The organism is Paracoccus sp. (in: a-proteobacteria) (assembly GCF_030538655.1).
In the GTDB taxonomy this organism is placed as follows: domain Bacteria; phylum Pseudomonadota; class Alphaproteobacteria; order Rhodobacterales; family Rhodobacteraceae; genus Paracoccus.
The window spans coordinates 135,626-156,686 of record NZ_JAUNTO010000001.1; the positions used below are offsets into that span (position 1 = coordinate 135,626).

Sequence of the window (21,061 nt, forward strand, 5' to 3'; positions counted from 1 at the left end):
TGACCGCTTTGAAAAAAGTCAAGGACGCCACCTTCGTCGCACGCGAATGTGAGCACGCCCACCAGCAACGGAGATTTGCGATGGTAACTTCCCACGTAGCCAAGGCGCGGCATCTTTTGCTTGCCAGCGCGGCCATGACGCTGATTCTTGGCGCCAGCCCTGTTCTGGCACAGGACGCGCCCCCCGATCCGGCCACCGCGCTTGAAGATCACGGCACCACCCCGCAGGACCAGTATCAGCCCTCGCTGGATGTGCTGGCTGAACAGGATGTAACCGCCCCCGGCGCACCCGAGGGTGTGGCGGCACTGACCGACGAACAATATAACGAAGCGAACAAGATCTATTTCGAACGCTGCGCAGGCTGCCACGGCGTGCTGCGCAACGGTGCAACGGGCAAGGCGCTGACGCCAGACCTGACACGCGAACTGGGTTTCGACTATCTGGAAAGCTTCATCACCTATGGTTCGCCCGCCGGTATGCCCAACTGGGGCACGTCGGGCGAACTGAACGAACAGCAGATCGCCAATATGGCGAACTATCTGCTGCTTGACCCCGCCAGCCCGCCGGAATTCGGCATGGCCGAAATGAAAGAAACCTGGGAGGTAAAAGTCGCCCCCGAGGATCGTCCGACCCAGCAGATGAACGACTGGGATCTGGAAAACATCTTCTCGGTCACGCTGCGCGACGCGGGGCAGATCGCCCTGATCGACGGCAACACCTATGAAATCAAGCGCGTCGTGGACACCGGCTATGCCGTTCACATCAGCCGCCTGTCCGCGTCTGGCCGTTACCTGATGGTCATCGGGCGCGACGCCAAGGTAGATATGATCGACCTGTGGATGGAAGAACCCGACGTGGTTGCGACCATCAAGGTCGGGTCCGAGGCGCGTTCGGTCGAAACCTCGAAAATGGAAGGTTGGGAAGACAGATACGCCATCGCCGGCACCTATTGGCCGCCGCAATATGTCATCATGGACGGCGACACGCTGGAGCCGCTGAAGATCGTGTCCACCCGCGGCATGACCTATGACGAACAGGAATATCACCCGGAACCACGTGTGGCCGCCATCCTGGCGTCGCACTACCGGCCTGAATTCATCGTCAACATCAAGGAAACCGGCAAGATTCAGCTGGTCGATTACACCGACCTGAAGAACCTGAAGATCACCGAGATCGAAACCGAACGTTTCCTGCATGATGGCGGTCTGGATTCGACCAAGCGGTATTTCATCACGGCCGCCAACGCCCGCAACAAGCTGGTCGTCATCGACACCAAAGAAGGCAAGCTTGAGGCGATCACCGACACCGGGGGCGAAACGCCGCATCCGGGCCGGGGCGCGAACATCACGCACCCGGAATATGGTCCGGTCTGGGCGACCTCGCACCTTGGCGACGATTCGGTGGCGCTGATCGGCACCGACCCGGAAGGGCATCCCGATCAGGCATGGCAGATCGTGTCCAGCTTTCCGGCACTGGGCGGCGGTTCGCTGTTCGTGAAAACGCACCCGGAATCGGATCACCTGTATGTCGATGCGACGCTGAACCCTGATGCGGCCATTTCTGGCTCGGTTGCGGTGTTCAAGGTCAGCGAGATGAAGGCCGGCGAAGACCCGGAAATCATCACGCTGAACCTGGCTGAAATGGCCGGTATCACCGGCGGTCAGGCCCGCGCCGTGCAGGGCGAGTTCAACAAAGAGGGGACCGAGGTCTGGTTCTCGCTGTGGAACGCCGCCGATCAGGAATCGGCCATCGTTGTGCTGGACGACAAGACGCTTGAGGTCAAACACGTCATCAAGGACGAACGCCTGATTACGCCGACCGGCAAGTTCAACGTCTACAACACCATGGGCGATGTTTATTGATACTGCTGCGCCGGGGGCGGTTCGCCGCCCCCGGCACCCCGCCAACGACACGCCACCGCGAAGGAAGCTGACATGGCAGGCAAGGTTCATCTGATCGGTGCAGGCCCCGGCGATCCGGAACTGCTGACCCTGCGCGCCCTGCGCCTGATGCAATCGGCAGATGTGGTGGTGTTTGACCGCCTTGTTTCACCCGCGATCATGGATCTGATCCCGGCCACCACGCGGCGAATTTCGGTTGGCAAGGCATCTGGTTTTCATTCCGTCCCGCAGGAACGCATCAATGCGCTGCTGGTCGATCTGGCCCGTCAGGGGCTGACCGTAGCCCGGCTGAAAGGCGGCGATCCGCTGATCTTTGGCCGTGGCAGCGAAGAAGCCGGAGTTCTGCGCGACGCGGGCATTCCTTATGATTACACGCCGGGTATCACCGCCGCCCAGGGTGCCGCCGTTTCGACCGGGGTGCCGCTGACCCATCGCGGGCTGGCGACCAGTGTGCGCTATGTCACCGGACACCGCGCGCAGGATGCCACGCTGACGCTGGACTGGGGATCGCTGGCCGATCCCGACTGCACGCTGGTCGTCTATATGGGGGCCGCGAATATCGGGCTGATCGCGCGCAATCTGATCGCCCATAACCTGCCAGGCGCGACGCCGGTTCTGGCACTGTCCCATGCCACCACGCCCGATGAGATGCGCCTGCTGTCCACGCTGGACCGCATCGGCGACGACATCGCCGATGCGCGGATGCCTGCGCCGGTGCTGTTCATCATCGGGCGTGTGGTGTCGCTGTATAACAGCGTCGCCCTGCCCCTGCCCGCCGAACTGACCGCGCCGCTGCGGATGGTTGCGAATGGTTAGTCGGCTGTTGATCCTGCCGCTGCTGGCTGGGGCGGTCATGGCCGCCGCGGCACCGCAGATTGCGCCGGAACGGCAGATCGCGCTGGAACATATGGTGGTGCAGGATTGCGGATCGTGCCACGGGCTGACGATGCGTGGTGGTCTTGGCACACCGATCACCCCCGCCGATCTGGCCGGGCGCGACCCGGACGGACTTGCCCAGATCATCCTTGACGGCATCCCCGGCACCGCAATGCCGCCATGGCGCCCGCTGCTGACCGAGGCCGAGGCGCGCTGGATCGCCCATTATCTGTTAACCGTCAAAGAGGACCGCCCATGACGCTGGCCCTTCGCCCCCTGATCGCCGCCGCGACGCTGCTGGCCCTGCCCGGCCTTGCCCATGCCGACACCTATACCACCGGCGAAATGGGCGTGGTGATCGAACGCGCCACCGGATCGGTTCTGGTGGTGTCGCAGACCAAACGCAACATGCTGGCCCGGATCGAGGGCCTGGGCGATCTGTCGCACGCCAGCGTGACCTTTTCCCCCGATCAGCGGTTTGCCTATGTCTTTGGCCGCGACGGCGGGCTGACCAAGATCGACCTGACCACGCGGACCATCGACAAACGCATCATTCAGGGCGGCAATGCCATCGGCGGGGCGATTTCCGATGATGGCAAACTGGTCGCCGTGTCGAATTATGAACCCGGCGGGGTCAAGGTGTTCAATGCCGATACGCTGGAACTGGTGGCCGATATTCCGATGGATTCGAAAACCGTCGGGCTGGCCGATGTGCCCGGCAGCCGCTTTATCGTCGCGACATGGGACAGCGGTCAGGCTTGGCTGCTGGATCATTCGGCTGATCCCGCCAACCCCGAAATCACCGTGTTTCAGGACGTGGGCGCCAACCCCTATGATGCGCTGATGACCGGCGACGGGCGCACCTATATTGTCGGGCTGTTCGGCGAAAAGGGTCTGACCGCGATCGACCTGTGGGCCGATGATCCGCAGCCTGTGCGGTTCCTGCCCGACTATGGCAAGGATCAGGACGATCTGCCGGTTTACAAGATGCCGCATTTACAAGGCTGGACGCTGGCAGGCGACAGCTTTGCCCTGCCCGCTGTCGGGCTGCATCAACTGTTGTGGGTCGATGCCGCCAGCCTGTCCGAAACCGGCCGCACCGATCTGCATGGCCAGCCGATCTTTGCGCTGGCCCGGCCCGATCAGCGCGAAATTTGGGTCAACTTTGCCCCGCCCGACAATGACACCGTGCAGGTGATCGACACCATGACGCATCAGGTCATCCAGACCCTGACCCCCGGCCCCGGCGTCTTGCATATGGAGTTCACCCCGCGCGGGCGCGAGGTCTGGCTGTCCGTGCGCGACGAAAACCGCATCGAGATTCGCGACACCCGCAGCTATGAGGTGATTGGCGAGATTCCGGCGCAAGCGCCTTCGGGCATCTTCTTCACCGACCGCGCTTATCGGCTGGGGCTGTAACCATGCTGGACCAGATCACCGACGCCACCGACCTGCGGCTGATGGACGAGTTTCAGCGCGACCTGCCGCTGGTGCCACGCCCCTTTGCCGCGATGGCCACCGTTGTGGGCATCACCGAGGATCAGGCGATCAGCCGTCTGGATGCGCTGCAAAAGACCGGGCAGATTTCCCGCGTCGGTGCCACCTGCCGCCCGAACTGCGCCGGGGCATCGACCCTTGCCGCGCTGGCGATTCCGGCGGATCGCATCGAACAGGTCGCCGCCGTCGTCAGCGCCGAAGCGGGGGTGAACCATTCCTACCTGCGCGAAGATGACTGGAACCTGTGGTTCGTGGCCACCGCGCCCGATGCAGAGGAACTGGCCGCGTCGCTGGCGCGGATCGAGGCAGCATCGGGGCTGGCCGTGCTGTCGCTGCCGCTGGTGACGCCCTACAACATCGACCTTGGCTTTCGCCTGAACGGCCCGGCCCGCGCTATGGCCCCCGACCGGCCCGCCGATATGTCCGAACTGCGCGACGATGATCGCCCGCTGATGCACGCGTTGTCGAATGGGCTGCCCCTGGTGCCGCGCCCCTTTGCCGCACTGGCCGGGCAATTGGGCCGCAGCGAAGAATCGGTAATGCGGCGTATCGCGGCGCTGTCGCGGGCGCGGCTGCTGACCCGCGTGGGGGTGATCGTGCGTCACCGTCGCCTGGGGTATCGCGCCAATGCGATGGTCGTCTGGCGGCTGCCCGAAGATCGCATCGACCCCGCAGGCCGCGCGCTGGCGGCATTGCCGGGCGTCACCCTGTCCTATCACCGCCGCCCGGTGCCGGGCGTGTGGGATTGGCCACTGTTTTGCATGATCCACGCCCGGTCGCGCCCCGATGCCCTGACCGTGCTGGATCAGGCCCGCGCCTTGCCCGAACTGGCAGGCGCGGAACACAAAGTGCTTTTCTCAACCCGTTGTTTTAAACAAACTGGCGCGCTGATTGCCGCCGGAGACAGGCCGACATCATGACACGCCCGATCCGTCACACCTTGCCCGCCGATGCGCTGGACGACACCGACCGCCGCATCATCAATCAGTTGCAGGACGGCTTTCCGATTTCGCCCACGCCATTCGCCGATGTGGCGGTGACTCTGGACATCGACGAAACCGACCTGATCGAACGTATCCTGCGGCTGCGCGACATCGGGGCCATCACCCGCTTTGGCCCGTTCTATGACGCGGCTGCCATGGGCGGTGCCTTTTGCCTGTGCGCGATGGAGGTGCCCGCCGAAAAATTCGATGAGGTGGCGACTTTGGTCAATGCGCACCCCGAGGTTGCGCATAACTATCAGCGCAGCCACCAGCTGAATATGTGGTTCGTGCTGGCGACCGAAACGCCCGCGGGCATCCGCAATTGTGCCCGCCGCATCGAAAAGGAGACAGGTTTGCGCGTCCTGATGTTTCCCAAGGAACACGAATTCTTTATCGGCTTCCGGGTGCAGGCATGAACGCCATGCCGCCCCTGCTGGATCAGATCGACCGGCGCATCGTGACCGCGACGCAGGGCGGTTTGCCGCTGGTCCCCCGCCCCTTTGCCGAAATCGCCGGCTGGCTGAACCTGCGCGAAGATCAGGTGATCGCGCGGGTGCAGCGGCTTCAGGATCGCGGTATCATCCGGCGTATCGCCATCGCGCCCAACCACTATGCGCTTGGCATGACCGCCAACGGGATGAGCGTGTGGGACGTTGACGACGACCGCGCCATCGAGCTGGGCGAACAGGTCGGCGCGCTGGATTTCGTGACGCACAGCTATCTGCGCCCCCGCGCGCGGCCGATCTGGCCCTATAACCTGTTCGCGATGATCCACGGCCCGGATCGCGATACGGTGGAAACGCAGCGCCAACAGATCGCCGCGATTCTGGGCAATGCCTGCCGGGCCTCGGACATTCTGTATTCGACGCGGATTCTGAAAAAGACCGGCCTGCGGCTGGCCCGAGATTGAGGCAAAGATGTTTCGCCTGACCCAATATATGCACCAATTGCTGCACCCGACCCCGGTGCGCCGCCGCGCGGCACCGGGCGGCATGGTCAAGCCGGTGGTGATCTGGAACCTGACCCGCACCTGCAACCTGAAATGCCGCCATTGCTATACCGTGTCATCCAACAACGTCTTTCCGGGCGAGTTGACGCATGAACAGGCGATGGGCGTGCTTGACGATCTGCGCGGCTTTAACATCCCGGCGCTGATCCTGTCGGGGGGCGAGCCTTTGTCGCGCTTCGATTTCTGGGAACTGGCGGCTCGTGCGAAAGAGCTGAACTTCCGCCACCTGTCGCTGTCCACCAATGGCACCAAACTGGGCGGGGATAATGCCGCGCGGGTGGCCGATCTGGGCTTTGATTACGTCGGCATCTCGCTGGACGGGATCGGGGCGGTGAATGACTGGTTCCGGGGCGTCGATGGCGCTTATGCCGATGCGTTGGCCGGGGTGCGGGCCTGCCTTGCGCGCGGCGTCAAGGTCGGCCTGCGCTATACGATCACGCGCGAGAACAGCCACGATCTGCCCGCCATGCTGGATCTGTGCGAGGCCGAGGGCGTGGATAAATTCTACCTGTCGCATCTGGTCTATGCCGGGCGCGGCGACAAACATCGGGGCGAGGATACCGCCCATGACCATACCCGCCGCGCGATGGATCTTGTGCTGGACCGGGCTTGGGATGCGGTGGAAAACGGCCGGAATTTGGAGATCGTGACCGGCAATAATGACGCCGATGCGGTCTGGTTCCTGCGGTGGGCCGAGCGGCGGTTCAACCCGGATCGCGTCGCCCATGTGCGCGCGCACCTAGAGGCGTGGGGCGGCAATTCATCCGGCGTCGGCGTCGCCAATATTGACCCGCAGGGCAAGGTTCATCCCGACACCTACTGGTCGGATTACACCATCGGCAGCGTGAAAGACCGGCCTTTCAGCGCATGGTGGACCGGGGATGACCCGATGCTGGCGACCTTGCGCACGCGCCCCCGCCCCTTGAAGGGACGCTGCGGGGCCTGTGCGTTTCAGTCGGTCTGCGGCGGCAATACCCGCATCCGCGCGCTGCAACTGACCGGCGATCCCTGGGCCGAAGACCCGGCCTGTTACTTGACCAATGCGGAAATCGGCGTCGATGAGGGTCTTGACCGCCTGACCAACGCGCCGTTCCGAGGGAAAAGCCATGATCCAGCGCATCAATTTTTCTAAGCCGTGGTCGGTTTTGCACCGCCGTCATGCGCATGTGGGCAAGCAGAAAGCATGGGCCTTGGTGCTGCTGGCGGGCTTGGCCGCACCCGCATGGGCCGACGCGGCGGCGGATTACGCCGAACATTGCGCCGTCTGCCATGCGGAAAACCGGCTTGGCGCGACCGGCCCGGCGCTGATCCCCGAGGCTTTGGGCCGACAAAAACCCGAGGCTTTGGCGGCGGTGATCGCCCATGGCCGTCCGGCCACGCAGATGGCGGCCTATGCGGATGTGCTGGACGAACAGGCGATTGCCGAACTGGTCGCCTATATTCAGCAACCTTTGGGCTATGTCCCCGACTGGACCCAGGCCGACATCGCCTCCAGCCGCGAAATGCGGGGCGATTATATCGCCGCTGATGCGCCGATATTCGACGCCGACCCGATGAACATCACGCTGGCGGTGGAGACGGGCGACAGCCATATTAGCGTGTTGGACGGCGATGCGCTGACCGTGCTGGATCGGTTCGAGACACCCTTTGCCGTGCATGGCGGGCCGAAATTCAGCCCCGACGGGCGCTATGTCTTTGTGATGGCGCGCGATGGCTGGGTGCAGAAATATGACATCTGGTCGCTGGCCGAGGTGGGGCGCGTCCGCGCGGGGGTGAACAGCCGCAACATCGCCATGTCGGCGGATGGCAAATGGCTGGCGGTGGCGAATTACCTGCCGCATACGCTGACCATCCTGTCCACCGATGACCTGACCCCGGCCCGCGTGATCCCGATTGTCGCAAAGGACAAGAGCACCAGCCGTGTGTCGGCGGTGTATCAGGCGCCGCAGCGGGGCAGTTTTATTCTGGCGCTAAAGGACGCGCCGGAAATCTGGGAGATCGGCACGGCCGAGGACTCGGGTCCGTTTTATGAAGGCTTTGTCCACAACTATCAGCCCGGCGCGGTCGAGGCGGTGGGGGCCGAGGAAGGGTTGTTCGCCCGCCGCCGCATCGTCATCGAACAACCGCTGGATGACTTTTTCTTCACCCCCGATTATCGCCACCTGATCGGCACCAACCGCGAGGGGGACAAGGGCGTGGTGGTGAACCTCGATGTGGGGCGCGAGATCGCGGAACTGCCCCTGCCCGGTATGCCGCACCTTGGGTCGGGCATCACATGGGACAGCGGCGGGCGGCGGGTCATGGCCACGCCGCACCTGAACGAAGGCGTTCTGTCGGTGATCGACATCGACACATGGGAACTGGTCAAGACCATCAAGACCGATGGCCCCGGCTTTTTCCTGCGCAGCCACGAAACCAGCCCCTATGTCTGGGCCGATGTGTTCTTTGGTCCGAACAAGGACAAGATGCATATCATCGACAAGGAAACGCTGGAAATCGTCCGCACCCTTGACCCCGCCCCCGGCAAGACCGTCGCTCATACCGAATTCACCAAGGATGGCAAATACGCGCTGGTCTCGATCTGGGAGGACGACGGGGCGGTGATCGTCTATGATGCCGCCACGCTGAATGAGGTGAAACGCCTGCCGATGCGCAAACCATCTGGGAAATACAATGTCTGGAACAAAATCACCTTCAGCGACGGAACCAGCCACTGATGGCCGCTGGCCGGTGTGGAAACTGGCGCTGCTGCTGTATCCGTTTACGGCGGCGGCGGTGGCGATCAACCTGTTTCTGTTCGCGCTGATCGGGGCCAGGATGGACTGGGGCAGCCTGACGCCGATCCAATCGGTCATCGGCGGGCTGATCCTTGGGGTGCCGGCGACATGGGCGGCGGGGCGATGGGTGCGGCATCTGATGGACGAGGCAGCGGAATGAACCCCGGTTATCTGGTCACACTGGCCACCGTTTCACTGATCGTGCCGGGGCTGGTCGCATGGCTGGCAGCGCGGCGGATGGGGCTTGGCATCCTGTGGGCGGCGCTGATCGCGGGTGCGATCCTTGGGCTGGCCGGTTGGTTCATCACGCGCGAACCGCTGCTGGGGGATGCGGAAATCCGGCGTTCGGTGGCGATCTATTTCGTGCTGTTGCCCGGCTTTGTCGGGATGGTGCTGGGGGCCGGGGCCGGGGCCGTCGCGGATAAATTCCGACTGGATCGCTGACGCTTTTGCCCGGCGCATGATGGCGCTATGATCGCCACCATCGCAAGAGGTGCCCATGCTGGCCACGTTCCGTCGCCATCCCCTGTTGATCGCCGCCCTGACGCTGGCCATGGCGGCGATGCTGTTCTTTGCCGTGACCTTTGCCCACAATTTCATCTATTGGCAGAACCACCGTCAGGAACCCGTGCGCCCGTGGATGACCATCGGCTATGTCGGGCATAGCTGGGGCGTCCCCCCGCGCGAGATTGACCGCATCGCCAACCTGCCCGGCCCCGACCCGCGCCCGCTGACCATCCGCGAAATCGCCGAGGCGCAGGGCGTGCCGCCCGAACAGATCATCGCGCTGGTCAATGCCGCCGTGGCGCAATTGCGCGCGCAGCAGCAGGACGCGGCACAACAGGAACCCGCACAATGACCGAGACCCTGCTGGGCCTTGTGCCGCAGTATGGGGTCTGGCTGCTGGCAGTATGCGCCTTTTTGTCCTGCCTTGCCCTGCCCGCGCCGTCGTCGATTTTGCTGCTGGCGGCGGGGGGTTTTGTCGCGGCGGGCGATCTGTCGGCATTGAACTGCGCCATTGGCACGCTGGCGGGGGCGTTTCTGGGCGATCAGTTGGCCTATCAGATCGGGCGGCGCGGCGGCGGGCTGTTGCGCAGCGGAAATGCCCGCCGCGCCGCCGCGCTGACCAAGGCACAGGCCATGCTGGACCGGCGCGGAGGGCTGGCGGTGTTTCTGTCGCGCTGGCTGGTCTCGGCGCTTGGGCCTTGGGTGACATTCGCCGCCGGGATGGCCGGTCTGGGCTGGGCGCGCTTTACCGGGGCCAGCCTTGCCGGAATGCTGATCTGGATCGCCATGTATCTGGCGCTTGGCTACAGTTTTGCCGGCAATCTTGAGGCGGCATCACAGATGGCGCTGCACCTGCTGGGCTTTGCGGCCGCCGCCGCACTGGTCGTGGTGCTTGGCTGGCGGCTGATGCGATTGCTGCGGGTCGAAGGGCGTTAGGCTAAGAACCCGCATTGCCCGGTCGCAGGGCATCCGAGAGGCCAAATGCACCATGCGGGATGTGCAGAGCGTGGCAACACCACGGTCGCCGTGCCGATGCCTTTGGCCAGTGAGGTATCCCCGAGGGGCGGGATATTGCGGGTGCGCGCCCAGCATACCCCGGCTGCGATAGGGGCGCGGGATCAGAACCTAATGCTGCGCGGGCAAGGTTTTAACCGAAATGGTGACACCTTCCATCGATTCCATTTCCGCACCAATGTCCTGGGCCAGACCACGCATTCCGCTGTTATCATAGAGAAAGCTGATAACAATGCGTTCCACCCCGATGGCGCGGGCGGCCAGCACCATCGCCAGCACCAGTTGCTTGCCCAGGCCGATGTGCTGATATTCCGTTTCCACCGATACGGCGATTTCGGCGTCACGATCCCCCGGCGTGCCCAACAGTTCGCCCACCGCGCGCAGGGTGCCGTCAACGAACACGCCAAAGATTAGCACCGTGTCCCAATCCAGACGGCTGGAATAGGCGTCAATCGTTTCATCGCTGACCGCGCCCTGAAACCGGGAATAGCGGTCTTGGGACGACAGGCGTTTCAGATGGGCAGCATGTTGGGCCTGATCCTCTGCCACCAGCCCACGCAGGCGCAGGTCGTGGCCATGCGTCACCTCGGCGCTGGATGGCAGCACCAGATAGCCACCGTTTTCATCGTCTTTCTGATCCATTGCAGCCCTGTTCAGAACAAGGGTTTCGCGACAGCAGCGCGCAAGCACCCGCGCAACGTCAGCTTTATGCGGCAGTGCAGCAATGATGCGGCATCCCTGTCCGTGGATCAAGGCTTTCGGCCCTGCCGCGACGTAACGTGACGTGACGGCGGGGCCAGCGTCAGTCCAGCAGGCGCAGCAGATCCGGTTCGGCCCCGCTGGTCATGACCAGACGGCGCGCGCGGGCAGGCCCGCGTATCACAAGGCCCGCCAGTTCGACCGCAGGTTCCGCCACCTCGGCAGGGCGGCCGGGGTCGGTGTGGTCATTATCCTCTTGCCCCGACATATCGCGGGCAGGCTGCACCGACAGCACAAAACAGTCATCCGCCGCCGCCACCGGATGCAGCAGCGACCAGCACACCATGGCGGGCGTGGAATCGGCGCGGGCGTGCGGCGAATCCAGCCGCTTGACCCGCATATCCTGCCCCGAAATGACCAGAGCCGCGCAACTGGCGTTCATGTTCAGCACCATGCCCACCAGATCGCCCGGTCCCGTCTCGGCCCGCAGCGTGTCGCCAATCAGCAGCCGGTGCAGATGCTCGGTCATCAACGACGTGCTGCGCTCGGCCTTGCCGTTCAGGTGAACGTGGCGGAATTCATGCACGCTGCCCTGTTCCGTGCCGATCTGGGCATGTTGCAGAAAGCGAGTCAGCGTCTCCATCAGCACCTCGGCGGTCATTTTGGCCCCGCGCGGGTTCAGGTGGTTCGGCCCCGACATGAAATGACGCGGCGCGCGTTCGCCGAAAAAACAGGCATGGCGCAGCAGGCGATAGCCATCCAGAAACGGCAGGCCAGCGGCACGGCACATTTCCGCCCAATGATCGCGCACCGCCGAATGGCGCAGCCCCGCCGTGGTGACATGCGGCAGGATCAGCACCACCGGCAGAATACCCCGGTCGGCGCACCAGCCGCGCAGCCATGCAAACAGCGCCGCCGTTTGCGCGGGGTCATGCAGGTTGCGGTTCAGCGCCCGCTGTTCGTTCACGCACAGATCGACGATCAGCACATCCATCGCCACATCGTCCAGCAGCGGCAGCCGATAGGGCAGCATCACGGCATGAGACGACCCCAGCGAGGCATTGCCGACGATCTCGAACCCGCAGCCGGGTTGGGCGAACGCCTGCGTCCATCCATCCTGCATCAGCGACCCCGAGGTGCCCGCGATCCCGACCCGTATCTTCATGCCACGCCCTGCCCGGTTTCGCGCAGATAGTGGCGCACCGCATCGGCAACATGGCGGAAACGGTCGCCGCCCAGATGCTTGCCGCCATACCAGCGGGTAACGATCACGATATGATCCGCCACGCCCGCACGATCCAGCATTTGCAGGATCAGCGCCCCTGCCCCGGTTTCGCCGTCGTCATCCTTGACAGGTTCGCCCGAAAGGATTCCGGCCCAGGTGTTATGTGTGGCCCTGGCGAACCGCTTGTTGCGGGTCAGGTCTGCAATCAGCGCCTGCGCCTGTTCGCGGTCCCGCGCCGCCCCGCCAGAGACGGCGTAGCGCGAGCCGCGGTCAGAAATGATCTTGTCGAAAATGCGCAGGGTTTCGGTCATGTGGCGCAAATGCGCGTTATCGCGACGGAAATCAAGGTTGCCCCGAAAGGCCGGGGGCGCTTCGTCCCTCCCATTCGTCGGGGAAAAGGTCCGCCGGACCTTTTCCTGATCCTCCTCATCCCAGAGGATATTTATTGAACCAAAGATGCCTTTAGTCCGCGTTCAGAAAGGCGCGGATTTGCTCGCCCGCCTGCGCGATGTTCAGCACCCCGTCCAGATGGCCGCGCCCGCCGGTGATCTGCACCGTTTGCACCGGCGTGCCATCGCTGCGGATGATGGCGGCGGTTTCGCGCACCGCATCGGGCGGGAACACAAGGTCGGCATCGGAATAGATCAGCAGCGCGGGCACCTCGATCGCCCGCAGCCCGTCATAAATACCGCCTTCAGGCTGACCGGCGACGAAAAGCTGGTTCGCTTTGACCAGATACAGAAAGTGGTTGGCATCCGCGATCTGTGCCCGTGCCGCGCCCGCCGCATCCAGCGCGGCCTGCACGGCGAATTTGCCATCAATGCTGGCCGGATCGCTGCCCTCGGCCGGGGCGCGGCCAAAGCTGCTGTTGGCCCATTCGGCGGAATTGGCGTGCAGCGTCAGGGTTTTCAGCGCCGCCGCCAGCCCGGCCACGGGCGCATTACCGCCGTAATAATCGCCGCCGTTCCAGTTGGAATCGACCCTGATCGGCGCGGCCCAGACATCCAGCCAGGCGATCAGATCCGCGTTGGCATAGCCCGATGAAATGACCGGGATCACCCGTTCCAGCCGGTCGGGATAGCTGGCCGCCCATTCATAGCTTTGCAGTCCGCCCATCGAGGCCCCCATGACCGCGTGCCATGTCTCGATCCCCAGCTGATCCATCAACCCCTTTTGCGTATCGACGAAATCACCGATGGTCATGACCGGGAAATCCATTCCCCACGGCTGACCCGTTGCCGGGTTCAGTGTCGCCGGGCCGGTGGTGATAACATTGGGATCATGCGCGCCAAGGTTCACCGGCGTATCGACCGAGACGACAAAGAACCGATCCGTGTCAATCGGCTTGCCCGACCCGATGATCGCATCCCAATAGCCCGGCGCAGCGTCGCTGTCGGCATATTTCCCCGCCGCATGGCTGGTGCCGCTGAAGAAATGCGGGATCAGGATAGCGTTGTCTTTCGTCTCGTTCAGGGTGCCATAGGTTTCGTAACCCAGCCGCATTTCAGGGATGGTTTCCCCGCTGCGGGTCTGAAAATCGGTCAGGGTGAATGCCTGCTTTTCAACCAGCCCGTCCAGTGCAAAGGCAGGGGTGGCGGTCAGCATCAAGGCCAGAATGCGACGCATGGGGTTCCTCCGGTTTCCTCGCCCCCAGCTAAAGGCGTTGCTGCCCCGCGATCAAGTCCGCCGTCGCACATACAGCTCCAGCCGGTGGTGCACGATCTCGTATCCGCGCTCGGCCGCGATCTCGGCTTGCAGGCGTTCGATGCGGTCGTCGGTGAACTCGATCACCGCGCCGCTGTCCACGTCGATCATATGATCGTGGTGATGCTGGTCGGCAGGCTCCCAGCGCGCCGGCTCGCCCTGAAACTCCAGCTTGTCGATCACGCCCTGCGCGCGCAGCGTGGTCAGCGTGCGGTAAACCGTGGCCAGTGAAACGCCTGCCCCCGCCGCCTCGGCCCGCGCGTGCAATTCGGTCGCGTCAGGGTGGTCATCGACGGCGGCCAGCACCCGCAGCAAAGCGGCGCGCTGCCGCGTCACCCGCACGCCCGCATCGCGCAGCGCCTGTTCCATCCGTTGTGCCCGAGCCTTGTCCATTACGGATTGATGGCAAGTCCCGCAGCCAGTTGCAAGTAGTTCTCACCTACTTGACAGTTGCGATTCATTCGCAGAAAGATTGCACCATGAACCGCCGCCACGCCCTCGCCGTGCTTGCCAGCACCCTTGCCGCCCCCGCACTGGCACAGGGCCGGCTGAGGGTGGCAACGACCTTTACCGTGCTGGCCGATATGGCCCGCAATGTGGCGGGCGGGCTGGCCGATGTGGTCAGCATCACCAAGCCGGGGGCCGAGATCCACGGATACGAACCCACGCCGCGCGATCTGGTGCAGGCGCAGGGGGCGGGGCTGGTGTTGTATAACGGTCTGAATCTGGAACTCTGGTTCGAACAGTTTCTGCGCAACCTGTCCGGCGTGCCCGCCGCCATCGTCAGCGACGGCATCACCCCGATCGAGGTGGCCACTGGCGCGCCCAACCCCCACGCGTGGATGGCGCTCGATTCCGCGCTGATCTATGTGCGCAACATCGCCGCCGCACTGGCCACCGCCGATCCCGCGAATGCCGCCGCCTATCAGGCGAACGCCCGCGCCTATGCCGACCGGATCACCGCCACCATCGCCCCCCTGCGTGACGCGCTGCGCGCCCTGCCCGATAACCGCCGCTGGCTGGTCACCTCCGAAGGGGCGTTCAGCTATCTCGCCCGCGACGCCCGGCTGAACGAACTGTATCTGTGGCCGATCAACGCCGACGCACAGGGCAGGCCGCAACAGGTGCGCCATGTCGTCGATACGATGCGCGCCCGGCAGATCGGGGTGATCTTTTCCGAATCCACCGTATCGGATCGCCCGGCACGGCGGATCGCGGCGGAAACCGGGGCAGGTTATGGCGGCGTGCTGTATGTGGACAGCCTCTCCGATGCCGACGGCCCGGTGCCGACCTATCTGGACCTGCTGACCGTGACCTATACCACCATCCTGAAAGGACTGTCCCATGGCTGAGGGCATCGCCGTCACCGGCCTGACCGTCACCTATCGCAACGGCCACACAGCACTGCGCGACGCCAGCTTTACGGTGCCGCAAGGCTCGGTCACGGCGCTGGTGGGCATGAACGGCGCAGGCAAATCGACGCTGTTCAAGGCGCTGATGGGGCTGATCCCCGGCGCCTCGGGCCAGACACGCATCATGGGCCTGCCCGTCGCCCAGGCCCTGAAACAGAACCTGATCGCCTATGTCCCCCAGTCCGAGGACGTGGACTGGACCTTTCCGGTTCTGGTGCGCGACGTGGTGATGATGGGCCGCTATGGCCATATGGGCTGGCTGCGCCGCCCGCGCCCGGCCGACCACGCCGCCACTGCGGCGGCACTGGCCCGCGTCAACATGCAGGACTACGCCACCCGCCAGATCGGCGAGCTGTCGGGGGGGCAGAAAAAACGGGTCTTTCTGGCCCGCGCATTGGCACAGGATGCCCGCGTCATCCTGCTGGACGAACCCTTCACCGGCGTCGACGTGCAGACCGAGGAAACCATCATCATCCTGTTGCGCGCCCTGCGCGACGAAGGCCGGGTGATGCTGGTATCGACCCACGATCTGGGATCGGTGCCGGAATTCTGCGACCGGGTGGTGCTGGTCAAAGGCACGGTGCTGGCCTATGGCCCCACCGCCACCACCTTTACCGCCGACAACCTGCGCAAAACCTTCGGCGGCGTGCTGCGCCACTTTACGCTGGCAGGCCCGGACCTGCACGACGATCAGGACAACCGCGCCGTGACCGTGCTCAGCGACGACGAACGCCCGCTGATCTTTTACGACGATCAGCACCAGACCACGGGGCGCGACTGATGGCGTCTTTCGTTTCTAAATATCCTGCGGGGGTGTGGGGGTGCAAAACCCCCACTTGCGAGGGCGCATGATGGAAACCCTGCTTATCCCGTTCCGCTATGGCTATATGGCCGAAGCGATCTGGGTCTCGGCCCTGGTCGGCGCGGTCTGCGGCTTTCTGTCGGCCTATCTGATGCTGAAAGGCTGGTCGCTGATCGGCGATGCGCTGTCCCATTCCATCGTGCCGGGCGTCGCCGGAGCCTATATGCTGGGCCTGCCCTTCGCGATTGGAGCCTTTTTGTCCGGCGGGCTGGCGGCAATGACCATGCTGTTTCTGAACAGCCGCACCGGCCTGCGCGAAGATGCGATCATCGGGCTGATCTTCACCGCCTTTTTCGGGCTGGGGTTGTTCATGATCTCGCTCAATCCGATGGCGATCAGCATCCAGCAGATCACCATGGGCAATATTCTGGCCATCAGCCCCGACGACACGCTGCAACTGGTGCTGATCGGCACCGTCTCGCTGCTGATCCTGACGCTGAAATGGCGCGACCTGATGGCGGTGTTTTTCGATGAAACCCACGCCCGCACGGTCGGGCTGAACCCGGCGCGGCTGAAGGTGCTGTTCTTTGCGCTGCTGGCCGCCTGCACCGTCGCCGCCATGCAGACGGTGGGGGCGTTTCTGGTCGTCGCGCTGGTCGTGACGCCGGGGGCCACCGCCTATCTGCTGACCGACCGCTTTCCCCGGCTGATCGCGCTGGCCGTTACCATTGGCGCGGTGACGTCGGGGACCGGCGCCTATCTGTCCTTCTTTCTGGACGGTGCGACCGGCGGCGTGATCGTGGTGCTGCAAACGCTGGTCTTTGCGCTGGCCTTTGTCTGTGCGCCCACTCATGGCCTGCTGGCCACACGACGCCGCGCCGCCGCTGCCCGCGGGGCCGCGCCATGATGCAGACGCTGACCCTGCCCTTTGCCTATCCCTTCATGCAGAGCGCCGCGCTGATGGCGCTGATCGTCGCCATCCCCGCCGCGCTACTGTCGTGTTTCATGATCCTGCGCGGCTGGAGCCTGATGGGCGACGCCATCAGCCATGCCGTCCTGCCCGGCATCGTGCTGGCCTATATCACCGGCCTGCCACTGCTGATCGGAGCTTTTGCCGCCGGCACCACCTGCGCCGCCCTGTCCGGCTGGATTCAGGAAAACTCGCGCGTCAAATCCGACACGGTGCTGGGCGTGGTCATGGCGGGCATGTTCGGGCTGGGGCTGGTGATCTATGTCGCCACACCGTCAGATATGCATCTGGATCACATCCTGTTCGGCAACATCCTTGGGGTCGGGCCAGGTGACTTTGCGACCGCAGGGACCATCGGCGCGGCCATCACCGCCGCCATCGTGCTGAAATGGCGCGATCTGGCGCTGTGGTCCTTTGATCCGGTGCAGGCACGGGTCGCGGGGCTGCCGGTGCGGCTGTTGCATTATGGCCTGCTGGCGATGATTTCGGCCAGCGTGGTGGCGATGCTGTCGGCAGTGGGCATCATTCTGTCGGTGGCACTGCTGATTGCACCGGGCGCCATCGGCTTTCTGACCACCCGCCGCCTGCCGGTCATGCTGACCGTGGCCTGCGCAGCGGCGGCAATGGCGGCCCTTGCCGGTGTCTGGGCCAGCTTCTGGCTGGACAGCGCCCCGGCCCCGACCATCGTTCTGGCGCTGACCGTCATGTTCATCGCCGCCTTTGCCCGGCGGCAATGGCAGGCCCGGCAAGCCGCGCCCCACAGCCAAGCCCCATAGCGCCACCGCCCGCAACATGCGATAACGGGGCCAACCCAAACCAAAGGCCCCGCGATGAACAGACAAACGGTGCACACGATCAGTTCGGTAACACTGCTGGTGCTGCTGACACTGGCCTTTGCCTGGGTGATCCGACCCTATTTCGGGGCGGTGCTGTGGGCGGTGATTCTGGCGATCCTGTTTCACCCGCTGCACCGGCGCTTTCTGAGCGTGACCCGAGGGCGGCGAAATGCCGCCTCGGCGCTCAGCCTGCTGGCGGTCATGCTGGTGGTGCTGATCCCCGGCAGTATCATCCTGTCGTCACTGTCGGCGCAGGCGGCCGGGCTGTATCGTCAGGTCACGGCACAGCAGATCGACCTGAGCGCAGCATTAAACAGTCTGCAAAATGCCCTGCCCTCAATCGTGACCGAGACCTTTGCTTCGTTGAACCTGACCCCGTTTCAGCAGATCCAGACCCAGATCAACGCCTTCATCGGGCAGTTGTCGCAACTGATCGCCACGCAATTGCTGACCATCGGGCAGAACACCATGCAACTGGTCATCGCCAGCGGTGTCATGCTGTATGTGCTGTTCTTCATGTTCCGCGAGGGCGAGGCGTTAAGCCACAGGCTCCGCCGCGCCAGCCCGCTGAACCCCGACTATACCGATTATCTTGCGACAAAATTCGTCGATGTGGTGCGGGCCACGGTTCAGGGCAATGTCATCATCGCCATGGTGCAGGGCACCATCGGCGGCGTGACCTTCTGGCTGCTGGGGCTGGCCAGCCCGCTGTTGTGGGGCGTGGTGATGGCGGTGCTGGCGCTGTTGCCGTTTCTGGGGGCAACGCTGGTCTGGGCGCCGGTTGCGGTCTATCTGCAGGCGACCGGCAGCTATCTGAAAGGCGTGATCCTGCTGGCTGTCGGGGCCTTTCTGATCGCCACCATCGACAACCTGCTGCGACCGCCTCTGGTCGGGCGGGGCAGCCGCCTGCCCGATTACATCGTGCTGCTGTCCACCCTGGGCGGCATCGCCACGCTGGGGGTGAACGGGCTGGTGATGGGACCGCTGATCGCGGCGCTGTTCATCGCCGCCTGGTCGCGCTTTACGCAGGAACGTGACGCACAGCCGGGGCCGGTTACGCGCTGATCGCGGCCTGACGATCCTCGGCCATCATCAGCGCGCATTTTTCCCCGATCATCACCGCAGGGGCGTGCGTATTGCCCGACACAATCGAGGGCATGATCCCGCAGTCGGCCACCCGCAACGCCGCGACGCCATGCACCCGCAACCGCGCATCCACCACCGCCATCGGGCCACTGCCCATGGCCGTGGTGCCAACCGGGTGAAAAATCGTGGTGCCGACATCGCCCGCCGCCCGCTCCAGCTCAGCCTGCGTGGTGATCGCGGCCCCCGGCAAGGTTTCCCGCGGCGCATAGCGCGCCATCGCCTGCGTCGCCATCAGCCGCCGGGCGTGGCGGATACTGTCGGCGGCCACCTCTCGATCAGCAGGGGCGGACAGGTAATTGGGGGCGATTTCCGGCTGAATGGTCGGATCGGCGCTGGTAATATGGCTGTGGCCGCGGCTTTCCGGGCGCAGGTTGCACACCGAAACCGTCAGCGCCGGCCAGCGGTGCAATGGCTCGCCGAACTTGTCCAGCGACAACGGCTGCACGTGATATTCGATATTCGCCGTCTCGAACCGATCTGACGAGCGGGTAAAGATGCCCAGTTGCGAGGGCGCCATCGACATCGGCCCACGCCGCCGCAGCGCATAATCCAGCGCGATCCCCGCCTTGCCCCACAGGCTGGCCGAACGGTCGTTCAGCGTCCGCGCCCCGGTGATGCGAAAGATCGTGCGCAATTGCAGATGGTCCTGCAAATTCTCGCCCACGCCGGGCAGATCGTGGCGCGGCTGAATGCCAAGCGCCGACAGCCGGTCTGGCTGGCCAATCCCCGAATATTCCAGCAAAGCGGGCGAGTTGATCGCCCCCGCCGCCAGCACGATTTCCCCGCCCGCGCGCAGCCGCGCCACGCGCCGGGTGCTGCCCTGCGCGAATTCCACCGCCACGGCGCGGCGGTCATTCAGCACGATGCGGCGCACCTGCGCATGGGTTTCAATCCGCAGATTGGCGCGGTCGCGGGCCGGATTCAGAAACGCCTTGCGCGCGTTCCAGCGCAAGCCGCGCCGCTGGTTGACGGGGAAATATCCGACGCCCTCGTTATCGCCGCCGTTGAAATCGGTGGCGGCGGGGATGCCCAGTTCATGCGCCCCACGCGCCACCGCATCAAGGATCGGCCAGTTCAGGCGCTGCTGTTCGACCCGCAATTCACCCTCGACCCCGTGGGCATCATCGGCGGCGGCATAGTGACGTTCCGACCGGCGAAACAGCGGCAGCACATCACCCCAGCCCCAGCCCGGATTGCCCGCCTGCCGCCAGCGGTCGTAATCGGCGGCCTGCCCGCGCATATAGATCATGCCGTTGATCGAGGAACAGCCGCCCAACACCTTGCCGCGCGGATAGTTCAGCGCCCGGCCATTCAGCCCCGGCTCGGCCCGCGTCTTGTAGCACCAGTCCAGCGAGGGGTCGCCCATCGCATACAGATAACCGACCGGCACATGCACCCAGAAACGGTTGTCCGACCCGCCCGCCTCGATCAGCAAAACCCGCAGGCGCGGGTCAGCAGACAGCCGGTTGGCCAGCACACAGCCGGCACTGCCCGCACCGACGACGATGGCATCCCATTCACCGAAATCCCAAGTCTCGTTCATGCCGCCGATACAAGCATCATGGCCGATTGCGGCGCAAGCCCCGTTAATCTGTTGTTGCGCGGGCTGTGTACAGGTTGTGTACAGCCTGTGCACAGGTTGTGCATCATCTGTGCAGCGAAAAACCCAGCAAATGCAGGGGCTGACAGCGGCGCAGCCGCCA

Annotated in this window: 24 protein-coding genes; 18 read left to right on the top strand and 6 right to left on the bottom strand. The window is 64.3% G+C overall.

The genetic code is table 11. The features are described 5' to 3' along the window. Positions 1–80 precede the first annotated feature (80 nt). From Q4G22_RS00650 to Q4G22_RS00710, 13 genes are all read left to right on the top strand, one after another. Positions 81–1,862, top strand: a complete 1,782-nt coding sequence (locus tag Q4G22_RS00650) for a nitrite reductase (protein ID WP_303383967.1) — start codon at positions 81–83, stop codon at positions 1,860–1,862. 72 nt (positions 1,863–1,934) lie between these two features. After that, a complete protein-coding gene (gene cobA, locus Q4G22_RS00655) occupies positions 1,935–2,717 on the top strand; it encodes a uroporphyrinogen-III C-methyltransferase (protein ID WP_303383968.1) in 783 nt (260 codons plus the stop codon). Next, entirely contained in the window at positions 2,710–3,036 is a 327-nt protein-coding gene (locus tag Q4G22_RS00660) for a cytochrome c (protein ID WP_303383969.1), read from the top strand. Before cobA ends, Q4G22_RS00660 begins: the two co-directional genes overlap by 8 nt. Continuing rightward, positions 3,033–4,196: a cytochrome D1 domain-containing protein gene (locus Q4G22_RS00665; protein ID WP_303383970.1), complete on the top strand. Its 1,164-nt coding sequence runs from the start codon at positions 3,033–3,035 to the stop codon at positions 4,194–4,196. The genes Q4G22_RS00660 and Q4G22_RS00665 overlap by 4 nt, the downstream gene beginning before the upstream one ends. A 5-nt stretch (positions 4,197–4,201) precedes the next feature. Beyond that, positions 4,202–5,194 (top strand): Lrp/AsnC family transcriptional regulator, encoded by a 993-nt coding sequence (locus tag Q4G22_RS00670; RefSeq protein WP_303384161.1) that lies wholly within the window; start codon positions 4,202–4,204, stop codon positions 5,192–5,194. Continuing rightward, positions 5,191–5,673 carry an Lrp/AsnC family transcriptional regulator gene (locus Q4G22_RS00675; RefSeq protein ID WP_303383971.1) on the top strand — a complete coding sequence of 161 codons (483 nt, stop codon included), beginning with the start codon at positions 5,191–5,193 and terminating at the stop codon, positions 5,671–5,673. Before Q4G22_RS00670 ends, Q4G22_RS00675 begins: the two co-directional genes overlap by 4 nt. Beyond that, the gene (locus tag Q4G22_RS00680; protein ID WP_303383972.1) at positions 5,670–6,167 is read left to right on the top strand and encodes an AsnC family transcriptional regulator; all 498 of its coding nucleotides are present in this window, start codon (positions 5,670–5,672) and stop codon (positions 6,165–6,167) included. The genes Q4G22_RS00675 and Q4G22_RS00680 overlap by 4 nt, the downstream gene beginning before the upstream one ends. Before the next feature lie 7 nt (positions 6,168–6,174). Further along, positions 6,175–7,398: a heme d1 biosynthesis radical SAM protein NirJ gene (gene nirJ, locus Q4G22_RS00685; RefSeq protein WP_303383973.1), complete on the top strand. Its 1,224-nt coding sequence runs from the start codon at positions 6,175–6,177 to the stop codon at positions 7,396–7,398. Beyond that, positions 7,373–8,983: a nitrite reductase gene (locus Q4G22_RS00690; protein WP_303383974.1), complete on the top strand. Its 1,611-nt coding sequence runs from the start codon at positions 7,373–7,375 to the stop codon at positions 8,981–8,983. Before nirJ ends, Q4G22_RS00690 begins: the two co-directional genes overlap by 26 nt. Before the next feature lie 13 nt (positions 8,984–8,996). Continuing rightward, complete coding sequence (locus Q4G22_RS00695) at positions 8,997–9,203, top strand: hypothetical protein (protein ID WP_368661449.1); 207 nt, start codon at positions 8,997–8,999, stop codon at positions 9,201–9,203. Next, positions 9,200–9,487, top strand: coding sequence for a hypothetical protein (locus tag Q4G22_RS00700; protein ID WP_303383976.1), 288 nt, complete (start codon positions 9,200–9,202; stop codon positions 9,485–9,487). The genes Q4G22_RS00695 and Q4G22_RS00700 overlap by 4 nt, the downstream gene beginning before the upstream one ends. 55 nt (positions 9,488–9,542) lie before the next feature. Further along, positions 9,543–9,902 (top strand): hypothetical protein, encoded by a 360-nt coding sequence (locus Q4G22_RS00705; RefSeq protein ID WP_303383977.1) that lies wholly within the window; start codon positions 9,543–9,545, stop codon positions 9,900–9,902. Continuing rightward, positions 9,899–10,486 (top strand): DedA family protein, encoded by a 588-nt coding sequence (locus Q4G22_RS00710; RefSeq protein ID WP_303383978.1) that lies wholly within the window; start codon positions 9,899–9,901, stop codon positions 10,484–10,486. Before Q4G22_RS00705 ends, Q4G22_RS00710 begins: the two co-directional genes overlap by 4 nt. Before the next feature lie 189 nt (positions 10,487–10,675). Here the strand turns inward: Q4G22_RS00710 and Q4G22_RS00715 are convergent, their stop codons facing one another. From Q4G22_RS00715 to Q4G22_RS00735, 5 genes are all read right to left on the bottom strand, one after another. Continuing rightward, positions 10,676–11,206: a GNAT family N-acetyltransferase gene (locus Q4G22_RS00715; protein WP_303383979.1), complete on the bottom strand. Its 531-nt coding sequence runs from the start codon at positions 11,204–11,206 to the stop codon at positions 10,676–10,678. 160 nt (positions 11,207–11,366) lie between these two features. Continuing rightward, the gene (locus tag Q4G22_RS00720; RefSeq protein WP_303383980.1) at positions 11,367–12,428 is read right to left on the bottom strand and encodes a hypothetical protein; all 1,062 of its coding nucleotides are present in this window, start codon (positions 12,426–12,428) and stop codon (positions 11,367–11,369) included. Continuing rightward, a complete protein-coding gene (locus Q4G22_RS00725; RefSeq protein WP_303383981.1) occupies positions 12,425–12,799 on the bottom strand; it encodes a YigZ family protein in 375 nt (124 codons plus the stop codon). Before Q4G22_RS00725 ends, Q4G22_RS00720 begins: the two co-directional genes overlap by 4 nt. A 151-nt stretch (positions 12,800–12,950) precedes the next feature. After that, positions 12,951–14,114, bottom strand: a complete 1,164-nt coding sequence (locus tag Q4G22_RS00730; RefSeq protein WP_303383982.1) for a homoserine O-acetyltransferase — start codon at positions 14,112–14,114, stop codon at positions 12,951–12,953. Positions 14,115–14,165: 51 nt separating this feature from the next. Next, positions 14,166–14,585 carry a Fur family transcriptional regulator gene (locus Q4G22_RS00735; RefSeq protein ID WP_303383983.1) on the bottom strand — a complete coding sequence of 140 codons (420 nt, stop codon included), beginning with the start codon at positions 14,583–14,585 and terminating at the stop codon, positions 14,166–14,168. 86 nt (positions 14,586–14,671) lie between these two features. On the opposite strand from Q4G22_RS00735, the gene Q4G22_RS00740 reads away from it, so the two are divergent. The 5 genes from Q4G22_RS00740 (at position 14,672) to Q4G22_RS00760 (ending at position 19,277) form a co-directional block, all read left to right on the top strand. Beyond that, the gene (locus Q4G22_RS00740; RefSeq protein WP_303383984.1) at positions 14,672–15,544 is read left to right on the top strand and encodes a metal ABC transporter solute-binding protein, Zn/Mn family; all 873 of its coding nucleotides are present in this window, start codon (positions 14,672–14,674) and stop codon (positions 15,542–15,544) included. After that, the gene (locus tag Q4G22_RS00745) at positions 15,537–16,385 is read left to right on the top strand and encodes a manganese/iron ABC transporter ATP-binding protein (RefSeq protein WP_303383985.1); all 849 of its coding nucleotides are present in this window, start codon (positions 15,537–15,539) and stop codon (positions 16,383–16,385) included. The genes Q4G22_RS00740 and Q4G22_RS00745 overlap by 8 nt, the downstream gene beginning before the upstream one ends. A gap of 67 nt (positions 16,386–16,452) precedes the next feature. Continuing rightward, positions 16,453–17,313, top strand: a complete 861-nt coding sequence (locus Q4G22_RS00750; RefSeq protein WP_303383986.1) for a metal ABC transporter permease — start codon at positions 16,453–16,455, stop codon at positions 17,311–17,313. Further along, positions 17,310–18,152, top strand: a complete 843-nt coding sequence (locus tag Q4G22_RS00755) for a metal ABC transporter permease (protein ID WP_303383987.1) — start codon at positions 17,310–17,312, stop codon at positions 18,150–18,152. Before Q4G22_RS00750 ends, Q4G22_RS00755 begins: the two co-directional genes overlap by 4 nt. Before the next feature lie 54 nt (positions 18,153–18,206). Continuing rightward, on the top strand, positions 18,207–19,277 hold the full coding sequence (locus Q4G22_RS00760; protein ID WP_303383988.1) for an AI-2E family transporter: 1,071 nt from the start codon (positions 18,207–18,209) through the stop codon (positions 19,275–19,277). Here Q4G22_RS00760 and Q4G22_RS00765 read toward each other — a convergent pair. After that, on the bottom strand, positions 19,267–20,901 hold the full coding sequence (locus Q4G22_RS00765) for a GMC family oxidoreductase (RefSeq protein WP_303383989.1): 1,635 nt from the start codon (positions 20,899–20,901) through the stop codon (positions 19,267–19,269). The genes Q4G22_RS00760 and Q4G22_RS00765 overlap by 11 nt on opposite strands. Between the last annotated feature and the right edge of the window lie 160 nt (positions 20,902–21,061).